Origin of the sequence: Winogradskya consettensis (genome assembly GCF_018332715.1) — a bacterium.
Classification (GTDB): Bacteria; Actinomycetota; Actinomycetes; order Mycobacteriales; family Micromonosporaceae; genus Actinoplanes; species Actinoplanes consettensis.
The window spans coordinates 691575-711899 of the sequence record NZ_BOQP01000008.1 but is presented as its reverse complement, the minus strand read 5'-3'; the positions used below and the strand labels follow the sequence as shown (position 1 = coordinate 711899).

Genomic DNA, 20325 nt, shown 5'->3' with positions numbered 1-20325 from the left:
AGTTAGGACTTACTCGTCTAGACGCGGGGGACGAGGGTGGCCATGGCTCGGTCGAGGGCCTCGGCGAAGGTGCCTGTGGTGCCGGAGGCCAGCCATGAGTGCTGCGCGGCGACCAGGCAGCCGAAAGCCGACGCCGTGAGCGCGCGCGGCGCCGGATCGTCTGCGGTGTAGGGGCTCCCGGCCTCCGCGGCACGCACGATCAGCACCGCGACGACGGCGTCCTGCATCAGTTGGAGCCGGTGCAGGTAGGCGGCGGACAGGGCCGGGGTGTCGAACACCATGCGGTGGATCAGCGCCGCGAACTCCGGCTGGTCCCCGTAATGATCCACCACGTCGAAGACTCGGCGCAGGGACGTCCACACCGGCTCGCCGGCTGGGCGGGCGCGCAGGACGTCGAGCATGTCGTCGACGGCGAGCTCGAGCTTGCCGACGACGATCTCCTCCTTCGTGGCGAAGTAGCGGAAGACGCTGCGTTGTGACATGCCCACGGCGGCGGCGATGTCGTCGATGGTCGTGGCGTCGTAGCCGCGCTCCGCGAACAGGGCCAGGGCCGCGTCGCCGATCTCGCGCTGCACCGCGCGCCGGGTGCGCTCTCGCAAACTCTCGCTCATGATCTGCCCATAGTAGCGGCTGAAGACAAACTTGACAGCGACTGACAGGTTAGGCGTACGCTGACGGCATGTCCAAGACCATCATCATTACCGGGGCCTCCGACGGGATCGGGGCGGCCGCCGCGCGGCAGTTGCACGCCAGGGGCCATCACGTCGTCGTGGTCGGCCGTTCGCCCGACAAGACCCGAGTTGTTGCCCGCGAGCTCGGCGTGCCGTACCACCTCGCCGATTTCACCCGCCTCGACGACGTGCGCACGCTGGCGGCCGAGCTCGACGCGGCGTACCCGCGGATCGATGTTCTCGCCAACAATGCCGGCGGTGTCTTCGGAGACCGTGTGAAGACGGTCGACGGGTTCGAGAAGACGTTCCAGATCAACCATCTGGCGCCGTTCCTGCTGACCGAGCTGCTCATGGACAAGCTCGTCGCGAGCGGGGCGTCGGTGCTGCAGACCTCGAGCATCGCCGCGCGCATCGGCGGCAAGGTCGTGCTCGATGATCTGGACCACGACCGGGACTACACGCCGGTCCGGGCCTACGGCACCGCCAAGCTCGAAAATATCCTGTTCACCAAGGAGCTGCACCGGCGCTACCACGACCGGGGCATCTCCGCGGCGGCGTTCCACCCGGGCAACGTCGCGAGCAGCTTCGGCTCCGAGACCACGAGCCCGCTGATGCGGTTCATGACCGGGAACCCGCTCGTCCGCAGGTTCTACATCACCGCGGAGAAGGGTGCCGATCAGCTCGTCTGGCTGGCCGAGGGCCGCCCCGGCACCGACTGGGTCTCCGGCACCTACTACGAGCGGCGCAACCCGGCTCGGCGGCCGAATCCACAGGCCCTCGATGCCGCCCTGGCCCGTGACCTCTGGGACCGCACCGAGGGACTGCTCGCCTCGCTCTGATTAGAAGGGTGCCGGACCCTTGCCCACGAGCGACATCAGGACCTGGGTGGCCAGCAGGCGCCGCACGCCCGTGACATCCACCTCCCCGATCTCCTCGTAGGGCAGCTCCAGGCGCAGTCCGTCACTCGCGTTGCGGACCTCCGTGCTCGCCTGGTCGGGGCGGAAAGACCCGGTCCAGCCCTTGAGATCACCACGCTCGTTCGTCTTGAGCGTTGCCATGCCTGCCACGCGCGCGCCGTCGGTGAGGATCAGCGTCGCGGGGCCCGAGTAGGACGTCATGGGATGAACCGTAGCCGCTCGGGCCCGCACGGCACCTGCGGCAGTGACGTATTGCCCGGATGACAGACTGACGCGCATGGCTCTGTTCACCGTCGCGGAGGCGCGCGCGGAGCTCGCCACGCTGCTTCCGCTGCTCGACGAGATCGTCGTCGTCCGGGCCGACGTGGTCGAGCTGACCGCGGGCCTCAACCCCGGCGGCACCCCCACCGACCTGGGTGGTCTGCCCGAGCGCAAGGCCGCGGAGGCCCGCCTCGACGAGCTCATGACCCAGGTCCAGCAGACCGGCGCGGAGCTCAAGGGCATCGCACCGTTACTCGTCGACTACCCGGCCGAGCTCGACGGCGTACCCGTCCTGCTGTGCTGGCTGGAGGGCGAGACCTCACTCGACTGGTACCACCGCCTCGACCTCGGCTTCGCCGGAAGGCGGCGGCTGCCGGCCTGATCATAAGCCAAAGAAAGCTTTGACAAATCCAAGTGTCAAAGTAACCTTTGGCATATGCGCGTTCCCGATCCGCAGGCGATCCGGGCCCTGACCCACCCGCTGCGGCTGAACCTTCTCGAACTGCTCGGGGCCACCGGCCCGGCGACCGCGGCCCAGTGCGGCCGGGTCCTCGGTGTGCCCCAGGCGAACTGCTCGTTCCATCTGCGCCAGTTAGCGAAGTACGGCTACGTCGAGGAGTCGTCGCCCGGCCCCGACCGGCGGGAACGGCAGTGGCGCGTGGTGACGCCCGCGCCCGATCTGCGCGTCGACGGGAGTGCGGCTGCCGGGCGGGAGCTCGAGCGCCTCGTCGTCGAACGGGAGACCGCGGCCATCCGGGCGTACGCGGATCGGGCCGGTGGGGCAGATGGCCTCGGGATGGTCGCTGCGGTCGCGTCGGTGACGCCGGAGGAGGTGGCCGAGCTGCGTACGAGGTGGAAGGCGCTGCTCGAGCCGTACCTCGGGCGGGCCGACGGGGACCGGCCGGGAGCGCGCCACGTCCGCTTTTTCATGGCGGCCACGCCGTTCGTGGCCGGGACCGAGGGGGAGAAGCAATGAGTTTCGACGTCACGTGGGGCCACGGCGGGAAGGGTGATCCCGCGATCCAGATCCACCACTACGATGAGCGTACGGTCATCCTGCGGCAGAGCCGGGCGGTGAACTACGAGGCGCCGTTCCTGGTCCTGCTGATCGGCGACGAGCGGGCGCTGCTGCTGGACACGGGCGCGACCGCCCACCCGGAGCTGTTTCCCCTGCGGGAGACGATCGACAACCTCCTTCCTGACGGGTACGAGCTGATCGTCGCCCACTCCCACCCGCACGGCGATCACGTCGCCGCTGACGGGCAGTTCGCCGGCCGGCCGCGCACCACCGTCGTCGGGCACGGCGTCGACGACGTCCGGGCGTACTTCGGATTCGGGCCGGACTGGCCTGCCGGCACCGTGTCGCTCGATCTCGGCGGCCGGGTTCTGGAGATCGCCGGGTCGCCCGGTCATCACGCGGCGGCGATCAGCGTCTTCGACCCCCGCACCGGCCTGCTGCTCACCGGGGACACGGTCCTGCCCGGCCGGCTGTACGTCGCCGACGCCCAGGCGTTCGTGGCCACCCTCGACCGCCTGGTGGAGGTCGCCGAGACCCGCGGGGTGACGCACGTGCTCGGCTGTCACGTCGAGATGCGCACCCGGCCCGGGCGCGACTACCCGATCGGTGCGCCGCGCCAGCCGGACGAGCGCGCCCCGCAGATGACGGTCGACCAGTTGCGGGCCGTGCGGGACGCCGCCCATGCCGTGCAGGGCCGGCGCGGGGTGCACCGCTTCGACGACTTCCTCATCTACAACGAGCCGCGCAGGATCGACAAGTTCCGGCTCATCGGGCGCGGTCTCGTCCACCAGGCCTTCTCCCGAATCGCCACCACCCGCGCCGGGGCGGCCTGACCTTCGCGTCGGGCAGCGCCGACCGCGCCTCGTCCTGAGCCGCCCGGACGCTCAGCAGCAATGCCGACAAGTCCATGAGTCACCCTTCCGTGGCTCCCGTTAACGGTCACGTGACCGTTAACGGGAGTCTGCACCCCGTGCTGCCCGGCCGTCAACCGGGTTCGGATTACGATGCGGGGATCGTGAAAGACAAAGCCGAGGACGAGACCGGGGCCGGTGGTGCCGCCCGGCGGGTGACGCTGCGGGACGTGGCGAAGCTGGCCGGTGTCTCGCACCAGACCGTGTCGCGAGCCATCAACGACAAGGGCGAGATCGACCCCGAGACCCGCCGCCGGGTCCTCGAGGCGGCCAAAGAGCTGCGTTACCGCCCGTCGCGCTTCGCCCGCGGCCTGGTCCGCCCCGGGGCCGTCACGGTCGGGCTGATCGTTCCGGACGTCGTGAACCCGTTCTTCCCCGAGCTGATCGCCGGCGTGATCGACGCCGCCCAGGCCCGTGGCTGGCAGATCGTCGTCGCCAGCTCCCAGGACGACACCTCCCGCGAGCCGGACCTGCTACGCGGCCTCGCCGGCCAGGTCGACGCCATGATCGGCTACCTGTTCCAGACCGACGACGTCATCACCGCCGCGATCGAGGGCGTCCCCCTGGTCGTCATGAACCGCCGCCCGGCCGAGACGATCTTCGCTGCCGTCGACCTCGACGTGGCACCCGGCGTGCACGCCGCCGTGGACCATCTGGTCGCGCAGGGACACCGCCGCATCGGGATGCTCGACTGCCCGCCGGCCTGCGACCCGGCCCGCCGCAGCGGGTTCCTGGCCGCGATGGCAGCCCACGACCTCCCGGCGGACGCGATCGTCGACGTCGAGCAGTCCATGACCGGCGGCGAGACCGGCCTCGAGACGTTGCACGCCGCCCATCCCGGGTTGACGGCGGTGTTCGCTTTCAACGATCTGATCGCGCTGGGTGCGTACCGTGCGATCCGTCGCCTTGGCCTGGACATCCCCGCCGACCTGGCCCTCGTCGGGTTCGACGGTCTCACCGTCGGCGAGATCCTCGACCCGCCCCTCACCACGGTCCACATCGACAAACGCAGGATGGGCGAGCTCGCCGTCGCCCAGGCCCAGCACCTGCTCGACGGCACCCAGCCCGGCCCGGTGTTCCTGGAGACCCGGCTCCTCGTCCGGGGCTCGGCCTGACCCCCGCCTCGGGCCGGGGTGCTACCGGTCGGAACGGGCCAGGGCGGCCAGGAGGTCCACCACGTCGAGGGCGACGTCGCGCAGGCGGTGATCGGTGTCGTGGGCGGGGTCCCAGGAGGCGAGGGTGGCCGAGCTGATCCGGGTCTGGCCGCTGAGCTCGCGCAGGACGGCGTCGACGTCGGCGGGGAAGAGGCCGTCCGGTGCCGCGTAGCTGTTGGCCGGGGCGATGGACGGGTCGTACGCATCGAGGTCCAGGTGGATGTGGACGGCGTCGACCCGGGCGGCGAGCGCGGTGACGGCGGCGCTGCTGTCGCGGGCCTGGGCGGCGTCGAGCGTCGTGATGTCGCTGTCTTTCAACGGCCCGACCTCCAGCTCGTCGAGGGCGCGGGTGCCGATCATCAGGACCCGGTCGTCGGGGATGGCGTGGAAGCCGGGGACGGACGCCGTCATGGCCGGCCAGCAGCGGCCGGTGATCATCGCGAGGGCCTGCCCGTCGAGGTAGGCGTTCGCGTCGGTCATGACCCACGGTAAGGCTCAGCCGGCTACGACGAAGCGCGCCTTGCCGGCCTTCTTCGCGGTGTACATGGCGAGGTCGGCTTCGCGCAGGATGTCGTCGGCGTCGTTGCCGGGGCGGTTGAGGGCGATGCCGACGCTGGCGGTGACGCCGGCCGGGCCGGCGTCGAGGAGGTAGGGGCGGCCGACCGTTTCGACGATGCGGGTGGCGGCGACGCGGACGTCGGCGGGGTCGGCGAGGTGTTCGGTGAGGACGGCGAACTCGTCGCCACCGAAACGGGCGATGGTGTCACCGGCGCGCAGGCAGGCGCTGAGGCGGCCGCCGACCTGGCGCAGGAGGTCGTCGCCGCCGGCGTGGCCGAGGCGGTCGTTGACCTGTTTGAAGCCGTCGAGGTCGATGAAGATGACGGCGAAGGACTCGTCCGCGGCCGCGTGGGTGATCAGGGCCTGGGTGACGCGTTCGTGGAAGAGGCTGCGGTTGACCAGGCCGGTCAGGTGGTCGTGGAAGGCGAGATGCTCGAGCTGGCTCTCGCGTTCGCGCAGGCGCTGCTCGACCTCCTCGCGGTGGGCGATGTCGCGGCGCAGCTCGGCGGTGGCGTGCTCGACCTGGGTGATCGCGCGGTTGCGGGCGCCGGCGAGGACACCGACCAGCACCGCCAGAACGAGCGAGATGCCGAGACAGGAGCCGATCGCCACCGTACGCAGGGTGTGGTCGGTCCCGCTCAGCAGATGCTCGGTGGGGTAGAGGGTGAGCCGCCAGACCCGCTGGCCCACGCTGATCGCCCGTTCACGGACCAGGGCAGGGTCGGGGTCCTCGGCGCCGGCGCCGGTGCTGGCGATGACCATGGTGTCGGTGCCGGACGGGTCGTTGACGGCGACCCGGACGACGCCCTGGGAGTGATCGCTGATCGTCCGGTCGAGGAAGTCCGCGCCGTGCACGCCCATCACGAGCCAGCCCCGGAACCTCCCGGTGCGGGTCTGCACGCGGGAGACCAGGCTGAACGACGCCTCGTGCCGGGTGGCGGCCTGCGCGCGATCCTTGAGCAGGACGTACGTGCTGGTGGCGGCGAGCGCGCCGCCGTAGCGCGCGGTGGCCAGGGCTTCGGCGAGCACGGGGACGGTGTCCACATCCTGCCCGGGGTTGACCGGCACGCCGTCGACGGAGCGGGAGTAGATGACGAACTCGTGCGAGGTGCCGGGGCCGGCGGCCCTGAGGGTGAGGCCGATGGCCCCGTGGGCCCGCCAGTAGTTCTGGACGGCGGTGAGATCCTCGCGGGCGACCTCGACGACGAACGACAGGCCGCTGGCGCCGGGCAGGCGGTCGGCGTCGAGGCCGTCGGTGATGTCGCGGAAGTCGTCGCGGCTCAGGTCGCTCTGGGCGGCGACCGCCCGGGACATGTCCGCGAGGGTCGCGCCGTACCGGTTGACCTCGGCGGTCACGGCCGCCGAGACGTCGCTGGTGTAGCGGTCCATCGACTGCGAGGCGTAGCGCTGCTCGCTGCGGGCCAGGGCGTACCCGACGACCGCCGAGACCACGCCGCCGGCCAGCAGCACGACGGCGGCCAGCAGCACCGCCGTCCCGCGTCGGCTCCACCTCACACACTGCACTTCGGCACCGGCTCCGGGAAACTGATCACGTAGCGCGGCGGTGCGGCCAATCGGGCCTACCACGCTCGGCGGGCAGCGGCACGACGTTCGGGCCGGACGGGGTCGCTCCGAACAGGTCGAGCACACCGGTGACGGTCAGCACCGCACGCACGACACCGCGTGCATTGATGATCTCCGCCTGTTTTCCGGCCTCCCGGGCGTGCAGGCACCCCTCGAGCAGCGCCCCGACCGCCTCCGAATCCAGGAACCGGGTCTCGTCAAGGTCGACCACGAACAGCGGGGCGGTGTTGTCGACGACCGCGTCGTGCAGCTCGCGGCGCAGCTCGTCCCGGGCGTCGCCGTCGACGTCGCCGAAGAGCCGGACGCAGACCTCGCGGCCGCCGTCAACCATGATCCGGGTGATGCCATAGTGCCGCATGGCACCTTTTGTAGCAGTAGGCCCAGAAGCTGTACTTCTATAGTGCGAGCCGCTTTATGCGAGGCGGTCCCTCTTGAAGCTTTATGCGAGGCGATACTGCGCGGCCATGCGTACGGGAGTGTTCGCGGCGCCGTACCCGTCGTAGCCGTTGATGCGCTGGACGACCTCGAAGAACAGGCGGCGGCCGAGCATCGTGGTGAAGAAATGCAGGAACTCGCCGTCCTCGGTGCGGTCGTGCAGGATGTTCGCTTCTCTCAGGCCGGCGAGGAAATCGGTGCCGAGGTCGGTGCGGGTGGCCAGGTCGGCGTAGTAGTTGGCCGGGATCGGCAGGATGCTCGCGCCGCCGGCGTGCACGGCGCGGGCGGTGGCGAAGATGTCGGTGCACGCGAACGCGACGTGCTGGTGCCCGGCCGACTGGGGCAGCGGGTCACCGGCGAGGGCCGGGACGCTCAGCGCGAGCCGGACGGCGCCGCCGGGGCTCGTCATGGCGAAGCTGCGGACCAGGCCGTACGGGTCGGCGATCTCCACCGGGTCGTGCCGGCGCATGCCCAGCACCGACTGGTAGAACAGCGCTGCCTCCTGGGCATGGTGGGCGGGCTGGGAGAGCGCGATGTGATCGATGGTCGTGATCCCGGCCGCGCCCGGCGGGGGCGTGTCGAGCTCGCTGAAGTCGCCGAGCCATTCCGTGCCGCAGAAGAAGACCAGGGTGCCGTCGGGGGCGGTGATCGCGGTCAGCTCGGCCTCGCCGGGTCCGAAGCTGCGCGGTACGCCGGGGGCTAGCAACGCCTCGGCACGCGCGGCGGACTGCGCTGGATCGGCGCTGTCCACGGCCACCGCGGACACGGCGGCGTCGCCACGGCGGCGGTCGGCCGGGGCCGGGCGGGCGGCGTTGACCAGGATCCGGGCGTCGCCCTGCTGCCAGAGGTGGACGGGTTTGGTGCGGTGCCGGGCGGCGCGGGTGAACCCCAGGGCGCGCAGCATCCGCTCGGCCGCGACCCCACCGAGCGGGTCGACGGCGATCTCCGCGAACGAGAAGCCCCGCAGCGGCGCGGGCGGGGCCACCGGTGACTCCGGCAGGACCGCCTCCTCGAGCGCGATCAGCGAGCGCAGGGCGTCGGTGGCGGTCCGCTCGGCGTCGGCCTGCCGGAAGACGTCGTTGAAGACCTCCAGGGACAGCGGGCCTGCGTACCCGGCAGCGAGGGTGTGGCGCAGGAACCCGGCCAGGCCGAACGAGCCCTGACCGGGGAAGCAGCGGTGGTGCCGGCTCCACTGCAGCACGTCCATCAGCATCCGCGGCGCGTCCGCCAGCTGCAGGAAGAAGATCTTGTCGCCGGGGATCTCGCGGATGCCGGCGGGGTCGTGCCCGCGCGACAGGATGTGGAAGCTGTCCAGGCACACGCCGAGGCTCGGGTGCCCGGCGGCGGCGACCAGCTTCCAGGCATGGCGGTAGTCGTTGACGTGCCGTCCCCAGGCGAGCGCCTCGTAGGCCACCCGGCACCCGTGCCCGGCGGCGAGCTCCGCGAGCGTGTGCAACTGCTCGGCGATGAGCCCGTCATCGCCGGCGGCCCGCGGCGCGACGCTGGAACAGACGAGCAGCAGGTCGGTGCCGAGCTCGCGCATGAGCTCGAACTTGCCCGCGGCCCTGCGCAGATTGGCCCGGAAGGTCTTGGGGGCGGCACCCTCGAAGTCACGCAACGGCTGGTAGATGTCGATGCCGAGCCCCAGGTCGGCACACATGGCCCGGATGTCACGCGCCGGGCTCGCGGCGCTGATCAGGTCGGCCTCGAAGATCTCGACGGCGTCGAAACCGGCCCGCGCGGCGGCGGCGAGCTTCTCCTCGAGGGTGCCGCTGAGCGACACCGTGGCGATCGACTTACGCACGGTACGGCTCCTGTCGTGCCGGCTCTTCTGCTGCCAGTTCTTCTGCCGCCAGGGCGGTGAAGTCGGCGGTCATCGCGGCCACGTCGGGCCGGTGACCGGTGAACAGCTCGAAGGCGGCGGCGGCCTGGTGCACGACCATCCCGCCGCCGTTCAGGGTCCGGCAGCCCAGCGCCGCCGCGGCCCGTAGCAGCCCGGTGCGCAGCGGGCTGTAGATGATGTCGGTGACCCACAGGCCGGCATGCAGCAGCTCCTCGGGGACCGGCAGGCCGGGGTGCGCGGCCATCCCGACCGGGGAGGCGTTGATCAGCCCGTCCGCGTCGGCGAGCAGGGCGCCGAGCCGATCGGGGGTGGCGCTGCGGGCGGGCAGCCCACGTTCTCGCAGCGCCTGGGCGAGACCTTCGGCGCGGCCCTCGTCCGGGTCGATCAGGGTCAGCCGTCCGACTCCGAGACGGCTTATCGCGTACGCGACTGCGTGGCCGGCGCCGCCCGCACCCAGCTGGACCACCTCGGCGAGCCGTGCCCCGGGCAGTCCCTGCCGGAACCCCTCCGCGAACCCGTCGCGGTCGGTGTTGTGCCCGGTCGCGCGCCCGTCGTGGAACACCACGGTGTTGACGGCCTGCAGCTCGGCGGCGCCGGGGGAGAGGGCGTCCAGGTGCTTGACGACCTCCTGCTTGCACGGGTGGGTGATGTTCAGCCCGCGGAAGCCGAGCCGCCGCGCGTCGCGGACCAGGTCGCCGATGTCGTCCGGGGCCGCGCCGAGCGTCGTCAGGTCGATCAGCTGGTAGAACAGGCGCAGCCCGAGGCGGTCGGCCTCGCGTTCGTGCAGGGCCGGGCTCAGCGACGCGCCGATACCGGCGCCGATGAGACCCACGAGGTAGCGCTCGGACATCGGCACCTCCCACTAATGTACGAACCAGTACGTTAGTTAGCTTCGTACAGTAGTCAGCCCGGGGGTCCGCGGTCAACGACGCGTTGCATGGGACACTTCCACGCGCACAACTAGGTTGTGTGCAATTTAATTGTGCACAACTAAATTGCACACAACCTGAATCGCGCCGGTGCGCGCGCTGAATCGCGACCGGTCGCGCGCTGGATCGCGCCGGGAAGCGCGCGACCCGGTCGCGCCGGCAAGGGGGAGACCCAGCAAGGAGGAGGCATGGACACCGGGCGCCGCCGGGACGCCGCTCGTACGCGGGCCGAGATCCTCGAGGTCGCGTCGGCCGAGTTCGCCGATCAGGGGTACGCCGGGGCTCGCGTGGACGAGATCGCGGCCCGTACCCGTACGACGAAAAGAATGATCTACTACTATTTCGGTGGCAAGGAGCAGTTGTACGTGGCGGCGTTGCAGGCCGCGTACGCCCGGATCCGCGCGGCCGAGCAGGAGGTCGACGTCGCCCATCTCGGCCCGGTGGCGGCGATCCGGCGCATCGCGGAGGTGACGTTCGACCACCATGAGGCGAACCCCGACTTCATCCGGCTCGTCAGCATCGAGAACATCCACCGGGGTGAGCACATCGCGCGGATGCCCGAGGCCGACCTCGTCGGTCTCAACACCCCGGCGGTGGATCTGCTCGGCGAGATCCTCGAGCGCGGCCGCGGGCAGGGGCTGTTCCGGGCGGGGGCCGACGCACTCGACGTACACATGGCCATCAGTGCTTTTTGTGTGTTCCGGGTCGCGAACCGGCACACGTTCGGGGCGATTTTCGGCCGGGATCTCGTCGATCCTGACCGCCGGTTGCACTACCGCACGATGCTGGCCGATATGATCGTGTCCTACCTCTCCGCCGCTGAGTGAAATAGCCGGTTCGCGGCTGCCGCATGCCGGCCTGCCGATGTGCGGCCTGATGTGCGGCATAGTTCCGCGGTGTCTGGGTAGATCCCGATCCGTCCCTGCCCCCGATCCCAAGCTGGAGCCGCACAACATGGTTCCCGAGAACCTCTCCAACCCGCAGTTCGTCGCCGACACCAGTCGCGACGAGGCGGCCCCGGACAACGCTCCGGCCGACCACAGCGACGAGAACATGGCGCGCCTGCGTCACCCGTTCGAGACGCAGCCCGCTGCGGCCCCCCGCGTTCCGGCCCCCGGCGCCCCGGCGCCCGTGGAGGGCAGCGCCGGCTGATCCACCGGCCGTCGATCTTGCGCGGTGCGGCGTTGATCAGCACGCTTACCCCCGTGAGCAACGCGATGCAGGGCCGGACCCCGTGGGCGCGGCAGCTCGGCGCTCCGTTGCGCGCGTTCCTGCGGACGGAGGCCGGCAGCGCCGGGGTGCTCGTCACCGCTATCGCTGTCGCCCTCGTCTGGGCGAACGTCGCGACCGGGTCGTACGAAGCGCTGTGGCACACCGAGTTCTCGGTGGACCTGGGCGCCTACGGCATCTCCGAGGACCTGCGCACCTGGGTCAACAGCGGTCTGATGACCCTGTTCTTCCTGGTCGTGGGGCTGGAGGCGCGGCGCGAGTTCGACCTCGGCGATCTGCGTGAGCGGCGCCGGTTCGTGCTCCCCGCCCTGGCCGGGCTGGTCGGCATGCTGATCCCGGTGCTGATCTACCTCGCGGTCACCGCGGGCGGGCCCGGCGCGCACGGCTGGGGTGTGGCCATGTCCACCGACACCGCGCTGGCCCTCGGCCTGGTCGCGCTGCTCGGCAGGGGCGTGCCCGACCAGGTACGCGTCTTCCTGCTCACCGTCTTCGTCGTCGACGACCTGGTGGCCCTCGTGGTCATCGCGCTGGTCTACAGCGAGGACATCGAGTTCATGCCGCTGGCCGTTGCCGTGGTCACCTTCGGCGTCTTCGTCTCGCTGCGGGTGTTCCGGGTCAAACGCAGCGTTGTGTACGCGCTCGTCGGCATCGTGCTGTGGGCGGCGATGCTGGCCAGCGGCGTCGACCCCGTGGTGGCCGGGCTCGCGATGGGGCTCACCGCGGTCGCGTACACCCCGGCCCGGGAACGCCTCGAGGAGGCCAGCGGGCTGTTCAAGCTGTTCCGCGAGCAGCCGACCCCGGAGATCGCCCGTTCCGCCGCGATCGGGGTCATCGAGACCCTGTCGCCGAACGACCGGCTGCAGCGGCGGTTCCATCCGTGGTCCAGTTACGTGATCGTTCCACTGTTCGGCCTGGCCAACGCGGGGATCACTGTCGACGGGGGTTTTCTCGTCCGGGCGTACACCTCGCCGGTGACCTGGGGGGTGATCCTGGGTTATCTCGTCGGGAAACCGATCGCCGTCGTCGGGGTCTCCGCCGCGCTGACCTGGATGAGCAGGGGCCGGATCCGGCCGGGGGTCGGCTGGGCCTCCGTGCTCGGCAGCGGCACCATCGCCGGCATCGGGTTCACCGTGTCCCTGCTCATCGCGGCGCTCGCCTTCGAGGGCCCCGAGCTCGCCGAGGCGAAGATCGGCGTGCTCACCGCGGCGGCCGGGGCCTCGGTGCTGACCTGGGCGGTCTTCCGGGCCACCCGGCTGCTGCCGAAGCAGCGGCGGGCGCGGGCGCTGCTCGGCGACACCGAGGGCATCATCGATCTCATCCCCGAGGTCGATCCGGAGCGCGACCACTGCCGGGGCCCGCTCGACGCGAGCGTCACCGTGGTCGAGTACGGCGACTTCCAGTGCCCGTACTGCGGCCAGGCCGAGCCCGCCGCCCGCGCCCTGATCGTCGACGCCGACCTGCGCTACGTCTGGCGCCACCTGCCGCTGACCGACGTGCACCCCCTCGCCCAGCTCGCCGCCGAGGCCGCGGAGGCCGCCGCGGAGAAGGGCAAGTTCTGGGAGATGCACGACCTGATGCTCGACCATCAGGACCACCTGCGGATCATGGACATTCTTCGGTACGCCGACCAGCTCGGCCTCGACGTCGACCGTTTCCACGACGAGCTGATGGACCACACGTACGCCGAGCGCGTCGCCCAGGACGTCGACTCCGCCGACCTGAGCGGGGTCTCGGGCACCCCGACGTTCTTCATCAACGGGCGGCGCCACTACGGCGCGTACGACGTCGCCACCCTCAAGGAAGCCGTGAAGGCCGCCCGGATCCGCAGCTCGTTGTCGCCAAAAGTGCCCTGAACAGCGCCTTTCGAGGGATAACCTGAGCGCGATGGCCGGAAATCGGGCGCCCACGATCTACGACGTCGCCCGCCGGGCCGGTGTGGCGGCGTCCACTGTCTCGCGCGCCTTCTCCCGCCCGGGACGGGTCGCCGCGGGCACCGCCGACCGGATCCGGGCCGCCGCCACCGAGCTCGGCTACCGGACGAACCCCGTGGCGCGGGCGACGGCCACCGGGCGTACCTCGATGATCGCCCTGATCGTCACCGACGTGACCGACCCGGCCACCGCCGAGCTGCTGCGCGGTGCCCAGGAGGCCGCGGGCGCCGCGGGATTCACGACGGTCGTGTCCGACGCCCAGGACGACGGCGTGCCGCAGCGCGAAGCCCTCGAACGGGCACTGTCCACGGTCGACGGCGCGGTGGTCGCCGCGCCGCACGCACCCGACACCGCGCTGCGCTCGCTGGTGGCCCAGCGCCCGGCGGTCCTGCTCGACCGGATGCTGGACGGGCTGCCGAGCGTGGTCCCGGACATCGCGGACGGGATGCGGCGGCTGATGGCCCACCTCGCCGAGCTCGGCCACGAGATGGTGACCTACGTCGCGGGGCCGGCCGACGCGTGGGCGGACGGCATGCGCCGGCGGGGCCTGCGCCAGGCAGGCTGCGAGTACGGCGTGCAGTCACGGCGCATCGGGCCGTTCCCCGCGACGATCGCCGGGGGGATGACCGCGGCGGGGGAGCTGCTGCGGCGGCCCACGACAGCGGTCATCGCCTATGACGACCTGATCGCGATCGGGCTGATCCGGGCCCTGACCGCGCGGGGGATCCTCGTGCCGCAGGAGGTGAGCGTGGTCGGCTTCGGCAACGTCGCCGCCTCCGCGCTGATCACGCCCGGGCTCACGACGGTGGCGTCGCCGTTGCGGGCGATGGGCGCTCTGGGCGTACACAATCTGCTGGGTCTGCTTGACGGGTCCGGATCTGCCGCCACCGATGCGCTGCCGGTGCGGCTGGTGGTCCGGGGGTCGACCGCGCACCGTAGGCGCAATCCCGCGTCGGCGGGGAGGGGATCACTCATCGTGTCCGGTGCGGGGTCGTACCTGCCGGTTGCGACCCTGTGACCCGCGCACGTCGGGGTTACGGCTGGATATAGATCGACGACATGCTGTCGTTGCGGAGCTCCTGGAGGATGCCCCGCCCCTTGAAGTTCATCTGGCCGTTGGGCCAGATGCCGGAGATCTGGAGGCCCTGCTTGTCGAACTCCTCGTAGGCGAACGCGACGTGGCTGGTCCGGTTGATGATCGACGACGCGTTGTCGTTGACGGGATCGCCGTTGGCGAACACCCAGTTGCTGGTGAAGTTGTGCGTTCCGCTGTAGATGATGAGGACCGAGCCCTTGAGGTCGTAGTCCTGGAAGATGCAGACTTCGCCGGACTGGCAGGTGTACGCCGCCTGGGCGGCCGAGGGCACCGCCACCAGGCTCGCGGTCACTACCAGAGCTACGCCGAATGCGCGTTTTTTCATCGATAACTCCTGATCTCGTGGTGCCGTCGAGGTTATGGAGCGCGACTTCCTTTTCACTGGACGGGTTTTCATCCCAGCAACCTAGGACGATATAGCGGGTGCGGCGTGGCTCACCTGTTGGCGATGCGGCGACGGTGGGCAGAGGGCCGGTCAGTAGCGTCGGGGATTCTGGTGGGCCGGCTCGGTAAGGGGAGTTCATGACCGCAGCAGTGACGACGGCCGACGCTCTGCCGGACGGGCCGGCCGATCTGCGGCTGGTGGTCGCGGACATGGACGGGACGCTGCTCGACGAGCACGGGCGGGTGCCGGACGGGTTGTGGCCGCTGCTCGACCGGATGCGGGAGCGGGGTGTGGTCTTCGTCCCGGCGAGTGGCCGGCAGTACGCGACGCTGCTGCGCGACGTCGCGCATGCTGCGGAAGGGATGCCGATCATCGCGGAGAACGGCAGTTACGTGGTCCGCGACGGGGTCGAGCTGAGTTCCGACATACTGGGCGCCGATTTCGTACGGTCAGTGGTCCTCGCCCTGCGTGCCCTGGCAGAGGCCGGTGCCGACCTCGGTGTTGTGGTCTGCGGGAAGCGGTCCGCCTACATCGAGCGCACCGACCGGCCGTTCCTGGACGAGGCCGAACGGTACTACGCCGCGTTGCAACCGGTTGCCGATCTGCTCGCCATCGGGGACGACGTGCTGAAGATCGCGGTCTACGACTTCGGGAACGCCGAGCGCGACACCGCGCCGCACCTCGCCCGCTTCCACGACGGCACGCACCGCGTCGTGGTGTCCGGGCCGCACTGGATCGACCTGATGAGCGCGTCCGCCGACAAGGGTGCCGCCGTTCGCCGGCTCCAGGCCGAGCTGGGCATCACGGCGGCACAGACGGCGGTGTTCGGCGACTACCTCAACGACCTCGAGATGCTCGACGCGGCGGACCTGTCGTTCGCCATGGCCGACGCCCACCCGGAGGTCCTGCGCCGCGCCCGCTACCGCGCCCCTTCGCACCGCGACCACGGCGTGGTCACGGTGCTCGAGCACCTTCTGCGTCCGGACTCCACGGCCCTGTGATCCGGTTGAGCACTTCGCTGTAGTGGTGCCGTTTGTCCGGCCGGGCGTGGCGGGCCGCGTACGTGAGGGCGGAGGCCGCGGGTGGTCCGATGTGGACGAGGGCATCGGCGGCGGTCCGGCGGACGGTGGAGTGCGGGTGCGTGAGCAGGCCGACGACGGCGGGGATCGCGGGCTCGTAGGCGGCATGCCCGACGGTGCTGATCGCTGAGCGGACCACGTCGGGTTCGGCGTCGTCGAGCAGGATCGCGGTGTGCCGTAGGTAGGTCGGGCGGTCCAGGAGCTTGCGGCCGATGCGGTGGGCGTGCAGGCGGATCCGGGACTCGCGGTGGTGCAGGAGCTCGGCCAGCAGGTCCTCCAGCTCGGGGTCCTGTGCCGCGTTGGTGTCCTCGAGGGTTTCGGCGAGGGTGGTGAGCGCGCGGCGGATCTGGTCCGGGTGACCGGTGTGGATCAGGGTGATCAGCTCGGGCCGGGACGGTTCGCGGCTCACCGCGTCGGCCTGGGGTCGCTCCTGGAGTGCGGCGACCTTGCTGCCCGCGAGAGGGCCGTCCACGAGGATGATTTTCTCGGCGAGGTCGTCGCGTCCTTCGGCGTGCAGGCGCCGGCAGGTTTCGGTCAGGGCGGGGGTGCGGAGCAGGCTGCGGCCGATGATGAGGTCGAGCAGCCCCCACGCTCCGGCGTCGAGGCGGCTGCGGAGGCTCTCGGCGATGGTGTCGGCGAGTTCCGGGAACTGGCGCAGCGTGCGTCCGGCTGATGCCTGTGTTGCGGGATCGCCGTGTTCCCACCATTCCAGCAGCAACGGGAGCAGCCGCTGCAGGCCGGCGGGGTCGAGGTGGAACGCGGCGCGGGCCACTCGTTCCTGGACGGCGTCGCCCGCTCGTAGCTCGGTTTCGTCCATGGTGGTCAGGGCGTGGGCCAGGCCCGGGGTGATCGTCACCTCGGCGCGTCCGTGCAGGAACGCGCGGAGCACGGCCTGCGTGGTCTCCGGCTCGGGCCAGTCCCGCAGCGCTGCGGCCGCCGCGTTGCGCCGGTCCGCCTCGGGCGCGTCGAGAGCGGTGAGTAGCCGTTCGCGTTGCGCGGCTGAGCGGGGCTGGTCCAGGTCACCGTCCTGTGGTGTTCGTGGGACGTCGGTGGGCAGATGGGTGTTCTCGGTGATCGTCCACGCCGGTGCGTCGAGGGGCTGCAGGGCCTCCATGCGGTCGAGGAGCGCGGCCCGTTCGTCCTGGCTGGTCGACGGGAATGCTTCGATGAGTGCGTTGAGGTGCTCCCGGGAAGTCGTCGTGGTGACGGCGAAGGCGTCGCGGAGCAGGGCGGGTTCGGCGAGCCAGGGGTCGGGGCCGAGCCGGGCTGCGGTCAGTGCGTGCTCGAGGTCGGCGCGGGTCAGGACCGCGCCGCATCGGCGGAGCAACGGCAGCGTCGAGCGGCGTCCGGCGGCGGTGGGCGGGAGGGCCCGGATGCGGGTGACGATGTCGAGGGCCTGGGCGTCGAGGCCCGGTGCGACGGCTTCGAGGACGGCGAGGAGATCGTCGCGATCGTCGCCGGTGGCGCCGGCCAGGCCGTCGACAAGCGTGCGGGCCGCCCGGGTGAAGGCGTTGATCTCGTGGGCCGGCCACGGCGCGGGGCAGATCCGCAGAGCGAACCGGAGGGCTGCCGGGGCGACCTCGGCCAGGTCGAGCCAGTCGGCGAGCATCGGCCGGAGCCGGGTGAGTTGGCCGGCGCTCAGCGGATGGTCCATGACACGCCGGGCGATCTCGGTGTCCCAGCCGTCCAGGGCGAGGGCGTCGACATCGTGGTCGCTCCGGTTGCCGGGAGCGGGGTCCCGTCCGGCCGGTGCAGTGATGCCGTACGCCGTCAGCTGCGCTGCGAGATCCTCGACGTCCCCGGAGCCGAGCCGGATCCGGCCCGCGGCGATCAGCGTGAGCAGGGCGGGTGCGATCGGTGAGCCCTGCTCGGCGAGGGCGTTGACCGATCGAGCCGACAGCGTGCAGCCGAGCCCGTCGAGCAGCAGCTCGCGGGTCCGGTCGTCGGGGGCCTGTTCGGCGGCGGCCAGCACGGTGGCGGCACAGGAGTCGCCGAGGACCGCGTGGAGTGCCTCGATGAGGGTGGCGCGCAGGCCCGGGTTGTCGTGGTTGCCGAGCCAGAACAGCAGCTCGGGCACGACGGCCGGCGTACCTGTGTGAACCAGGACCGAGGCGGCGGTCTTCTTGACGTTCATGGTGGGATGCCCGAGACACTTCGCGATCGCGGGTGCAGCCCAGTGGGCCTGAACATGACCGAGCGCGAGCAGCGCCTGCCGGACAGTCTGCGCGTCGCGGGCGGCGGTCAGCACGATGAGGCTCGCCGACAGCGCCTCGGCGTCGTCACCGGTGGTGTCGGCGGCCAGCAGGGCGATGACCTGCTTGCGGACGTGGCGGTCGCGGTGACGCAGCAGCCGGTGGACCCGGGCGCGCGTTCCGGCGTACGGGGCCTGCTGCAGCATGGCGAGCAGGACCGCCTGCTCGCCGGGGGACAACCCCGGGCGGTCGAGCAGGTCGAGCACGATGGTCGCGACGAGTGCATGGCCCGCTTCTTTGGCGGTGCCCGCCTCGCGCAGGCAGAACGGCCGGAGCTTTCCGCGCTGGTGGAGACGGGCGCCCAGCGCCTGAATGGCCGACACGACCTCGTCGGGGTCGCCGGGCTCGTCGGACGCCGCGAGGTCCGCCACGATGCGCAGCAGAAGCTCGGCGATGGTTTCCAGGGTGGCGGCGTCGCCGTTGCGGGCGAGCGCGATCAGCGCCTCCGCGGGGCTGGCGGGATCGAACCCGGCGCTCAGCACGGCCAGTTCCCCGCGGTCGGCCGCGCCGAGGTCCGTCGCGATGCGCCGGGGAAGATCGCGGGGGTTGAGGCGGGCGAGGATCGTTCGCCGCCGGTCAGGATCGTCGGTGAGATGCCACAGCAGTTCAAGGGCGCGGTTGCGTACGGTACGCAGGTGCGGCGCGATGACCGTACCGAGCCCGTCCTCCAGCGCCGCAACGGTCAACCGGCCGCCGATGGCCTCGAGAGCGTCCAGCGCCGCCGCGGGAGATCGTGGCAACACGTCGATGACCGCCGCCTCGGCCGGGAGATGGCGCAGCGCCCGGATCGCGGCCAGGAAGGGCTCCGGGCGCGACGCCGCCGGGAGCAGCCTTGTGACCGTTTCGCCGGCCGGAAGGTCGCCGCTGCCCTGCCGTGCGAGGCCGACCAGCAGCTCCAGGCGCCGCGGCCACGTCACGTCCGCGGCGTCGTCGACCACCAGCGCGCGGAACGCCTCGTGGCGGCACGTGAACATGATCGTGGCAGCCTCGGCCGCGGTGATGCTGTGATCGGCGAGCGCCAGATCCACGATCAATGCCGCGTCGTCGCCGCTCGGGAACAGGCCCCGGCGGTGCATCGACCGCAGGCATGCGATCGCCGATCGCCCGTACAGCAGCGGGTCCGTGGCCGCGATGGCCAGGACGGCGGGAATGTCGTCGCGGGCAGCCGTCTCCCCGAGCACCTGCAACGCTGTCTGCCGGGACCGCGGCGGTACCGCGTCGTCCACGACGATGTCCCGCAGAAGATCGCCGTGACCATGCCGGGCCGCGACCGTCACCGCGGCATCGATCCCGGCGAGGTCCACTGCCGGCTCCGTCGCGCGGAGGAACGGCATCAGGCGCTCCCGGGGGAACGGAGCGAACGCGGCCCACGGCTCGGCGAGCTCCCGCAACGCCGCGACGGCCACACCGGCATGCGGGGAGTCGAGCAGCCGGCCGATGTGCTCGCGAGCCCGGGCGGGGGCCAGTAGCGCGGCGTGAAGCCCCTCGCGGGCCAGCCGCAGTGCGGCGTCCCTCATCACCTGGTCGCTGCTCGCCGCCAGCTCACGGACCAGGTCGTCGGGGTGAGCGGCGTCTGCGGCGGTGAGCCCTGCGACGGCCTGGTAGAGCAGCTCACCCACCGGTTCGGTGCGTACGCTCTCCGGCTGGTTGAGGAGCTCGGCCCGCAGCCAGGCGATCTGCACACGGGCCGGGAGCCCGGCGGCGCGCCACTGGGGTCGGCGCTGCTGCGGGACGTGCCGCCAGAGCACCTGGTGGATGTGGGCCAGGACGAGCGCTGTCTCGGGCGGCCCGTCCAGCTGTTGCGGGAGGAACCCCGCGAGTTCGGCCCGCTCGGACTCCTCGACCCGGGACGTGGCGATCCGCGCGGCGAGCCGTTCCAGGCCCCAGTGCCGCAGCCGCGGGTCGTCGTGACGGACGAGCAGCTTCAGGACGGCCGGAGTGCACTCCGGCACGCCGAGGTGCGCGGAGAGCCAGACGAGGTCACCACGCCGCACCGCCTCACGAACCTGTCCGCTCACTGAACTCATAGCGGCCGATGGTAGGACACCCCCACCGCTCCAGGGTGTCCCGC

19 protein-coding genes are annotated in these 20325 nt (G+C 71.3%); 10 read left to right on the top strand and 9 right to left on the bottom strand.

Annotation, left to right across the window (positions count from 1 at the left end; genetic code table 11):
• Positions 1 to 17: 17 nt before the first annotated feature.
• Positions 18 to 611: a TetR/AcrR family transcriptional regulator gene (locus tag Aco04nite_RS11860; protein ID WP_212997238.1), complete on the bottom strand. Its 594-nt coding sequence runs from the start codon at positions 609 to 611 to the stop codon at positions 18 to 20.
• Between the two features lie 68 nt (positions 612 to 679).
• Here Aco04nite_RS11860 and Aco04nite_RS11855 point away from each other — a divergent pair, with 68 nt between their 5' ends.
• Entirely contained in the window at positions 680 to 1510 is an 831-nt protein-coding gene (locus Aco04nite_RS11855; protein ID WP_212997237.1) for an SDR family NAD(P)-dependent oxidoreductase, read from the top strand.
• Here Aco04nite_RS11855 and Aco04nite_RS11850 read toward each other — a convergent pair whose 3' ends face one another.
• Entirely contained in the window at positions 1511 to 1789 is a 279-nt protein-coding gene (locus tag Aco04nite_RS11850; protein ID WP_203835142.1) for a hypothetical protein, read from the bottom strand.
• Positions 1790 to 1865: 76 nt separating this feature from the next.
• Here Aco04nite_RS11850 and Aco04nite_RS11845 point away from each other — a divergent pair, with 76 nt between their 5' ends.
• From Aco04nite_RS11845 to Aco04nite_RS11830, 4 genes are all read left to right on the top strand, one after another.
• Positions 1866 to 2231 (top strand): DUF2203 domain-containing protein, encoded by a 366-nt coding sequence (locus Aco04nite_RS11845; protein ID WP_212997236.1) that lies wholly within the window; start codon positions 1866 to 1868, stop codon positions 2229 to 2231.
• A 54-nt stretch (positions 2232 to 2285) separates the two neighbouring features.
• The gene (locus Aco04nite_RS11840; protein WP_212997235.1) at positions 2286 to 2825 is read left to right on the top strand and encodes a winged helix-turn-helix domain-containing protein; all 540 of its coding nucleotides are present in this window, start codon (positions 2286 to 2288) and stop codon (positions 2823 to 2825) included.
• Positions 2822 to 3700, top strand: coding sequence for an MBL fold metallo-hydrolase (locus Aco04nite_RS11835; protein WP_212997234.1), 879 nt, complete (start codon positions 2822 to 2824; stop codon positions 3698 to 3700). The genes Aco04nite_RS11840 and Aco04nite_RS11835 overlap by 4 nt, the downstream gene beginning before the upstream one ends.
• 182 nt (positions 3701 to 3882) lie before the next feature.
• Positions 3883 to 4893 (top strand): LacI family DNA-binding transcriptional regulator, encoded by a 1011-nt coding sequence (locus Aco04nite_RS11830; RefSeq protein ID WP_244875903.1) that lies wholly within the window; start codon positions 3883 to 3885, stop codon positions 4891 to 4893.
• Positions 4894 to 4914: 21 nt separating this feature from the next.
• On the opposite strand, the gene Aco04nite_RS11825 is transcribed toward Aco04nite_RS11830, so the two are convergent.
• The 5 genes from Aco04nite_RS11825 to Aco04nite_RS11805 all read right to left on the bottom strand — a co-directional run bounded on the left by Aco04nite_RS11825 (position 4915) and on the right by Aco04nite_RS11805 (position 10202).
• Positions 4915 to 5412 carry an arginase family protein gene (locus Aco04nite_RS11825; protein ID WP_212997232.1) on the bottom strand — a complete coding sequence of 166 codons (498 nt, stop codon included), beginning with the start codon at positions 5410 to 5412 and terminating at the stop codon, positions 4915 to 4917.
• Between the two features lie 15 nt (positions 5413 to 5427).
• Positions 5428 to 7005, bottom strand: a complete 1578-nt coding sequence (locus tag Aco04nite_RS11820; RefSeq protein WP_212997231.1) for a sensor domain-containing diguanylate cyclase — start codon at positions 7003 to 7005, stop codon at positions 5428 to 5430.
• A 34-nt stretch (positions 7006 to 7039) separates the two neighbouring features.
• Positions 7040 to 7432: an STAS domain-containing protein gene (locus Aco04nite_RS11815; RefSeq protein ID WP_212997230.1), complete on the bottom strand. Its 393-nt coding sequence runs from the start codon at positions 7430 to 7432 to the stop codon at positions 7040 to 7042.
• An 81-nt stretch (positions 7433 to 7513) separates the two neighbouring features.
• The gene (locus Aco04nite_RS11810) at positions 7514 to 9313 is read right to left on the bottom strand and encodes a bifunctional sugar phosphate isomerase/epimerase/4-hydroxyphenylpyruvate dioxygenase family protein (protein ID WP_212997229.1); all 1800 of its coding nucleotides are present in this window, start codon (positions 9311 to 9313) and stop codon (positions 7514 to 7516) included.
• Positions 9306 to 10202, bottom strand: a complete 897-nt coding sequence (locus Aco04nite_RS11805) for a shikimate dehydrogenase (RefSeq protein WP_212997228.1) — start codon at positions 10200 to 10202, stop codon at positions 9306 to 9308. The genes Aco04nite_RS11810 and Aco04nite_RS11805 overlap by 8 nt, the downstream gene beginning before the upstream one ends.
• 267 nt (positions 10203 to 10469) lie before the next feature.
• On the opposite strand from Aco04nite_RS11805, the gene Aco04nite_RS11800 reads away from it, so the two are divergent.
• From Aco04nite_RS11800 to Aco04nite_RS11785, 4 genes are all read left to right on the top strand, one after another.
• Positions 10470 to 11108, top strand: a complete 639-nt coding sequence (locus tag Aco04nite_RS11800; RefSeq protein ID WP_212997227.1) for a TetR/AcrR family transcriptional regulator — start codon at positions 10470 to 10472, stop codon at positions 11106 to 11108.
• A gap of 127 nt (positions 11109 to 11235) precedes the next feature.
• Entirely contained in the window at positions 11236 to 11433 is a 198-nt protein-coding gene (locus Aco04nite_RS11795) for a hypothetical protein (RefSeq protein ID WP_212997226.1), read from the top strand.
• Between the two features lie 53 nt (positions 11434 to 11486).
• Positions 11487 to 13364, top strand: coding sequence for a Na+/H+ antiporter NhaA (gene nhaA / locus Aco04nite_RS11790; protein WP_244875902.1), 1878 nt, complete (start codon positions 11487 to 11489; stop codon positions 13362 to 13364).
• Between the two features lie 31 nt (positions 13365 to 13395).
• Positions 13396 to 14460, top strand: coding sequence for a LacI family DNA-binding transcriptional regulator (locus Aco04nite_RS11785; RefSeq protein ID WP_212997225.1), 1065 nt, complete (start codon positions 13396 to 13398; stop codon positions 14458 to 14460).
• Positions 14461 to 14476: 16 nt separating this feature from the next.
• On the opposite strand, the gene Aco04nite_RS11780 is transcribed toward Aco04nite_RS11785, so the two are convergent.
• Positions 14477 to 14863: a peptidase inhibitor family I36 protein gene (locus Aco04nite_RS11780; protein WP_212997224.1), complete on the bottom strand. Its 387-nt coding sequence runs from the start codon at positions 14861 to 14863 to the stop codon at positions 14477 to 14479.
• 197 nt (positions 14864 to 15060) lie between these two features.
• Here Aco04nite_RS11780 and Aco04nite_RS11775 point away from each other — a divergent pair, with 197 nt between their 5' ends.
• Positions 15061 to 15924: a Cof-type HAD-IIB family hydrolase gene (locus Aco04nite_RS11775; RefSeq protein ID WP_212997223.1), complete on the top strand. Its 864-nt coding sequence runs from the start codon at positions 15061 to 15063 to the stop codon at positions 15922 to 15924.
• On the opposite strand, the gene Aco04nite_RS11770 is transcribed toward Aco04nite_RS11775, so the two are convergent.
• On the bottom strand, positions 15878 to 20281 hold the full coding sequence (locus Aco04nite_RS11770) for a HEAT repeat domain-containing protein (RefSeq protein WP_212997222.1): 4404 nt from the start codon (positions 20279 to 20281) through the stop codon (positions 15878 to 15880). The genes Aco04nite_RS11775 and Aco04nite_RS11770 overlap by 47 nt on opposite strands.
• Positions 20282 to 20325: the final 44 nt, after the last annotated feature.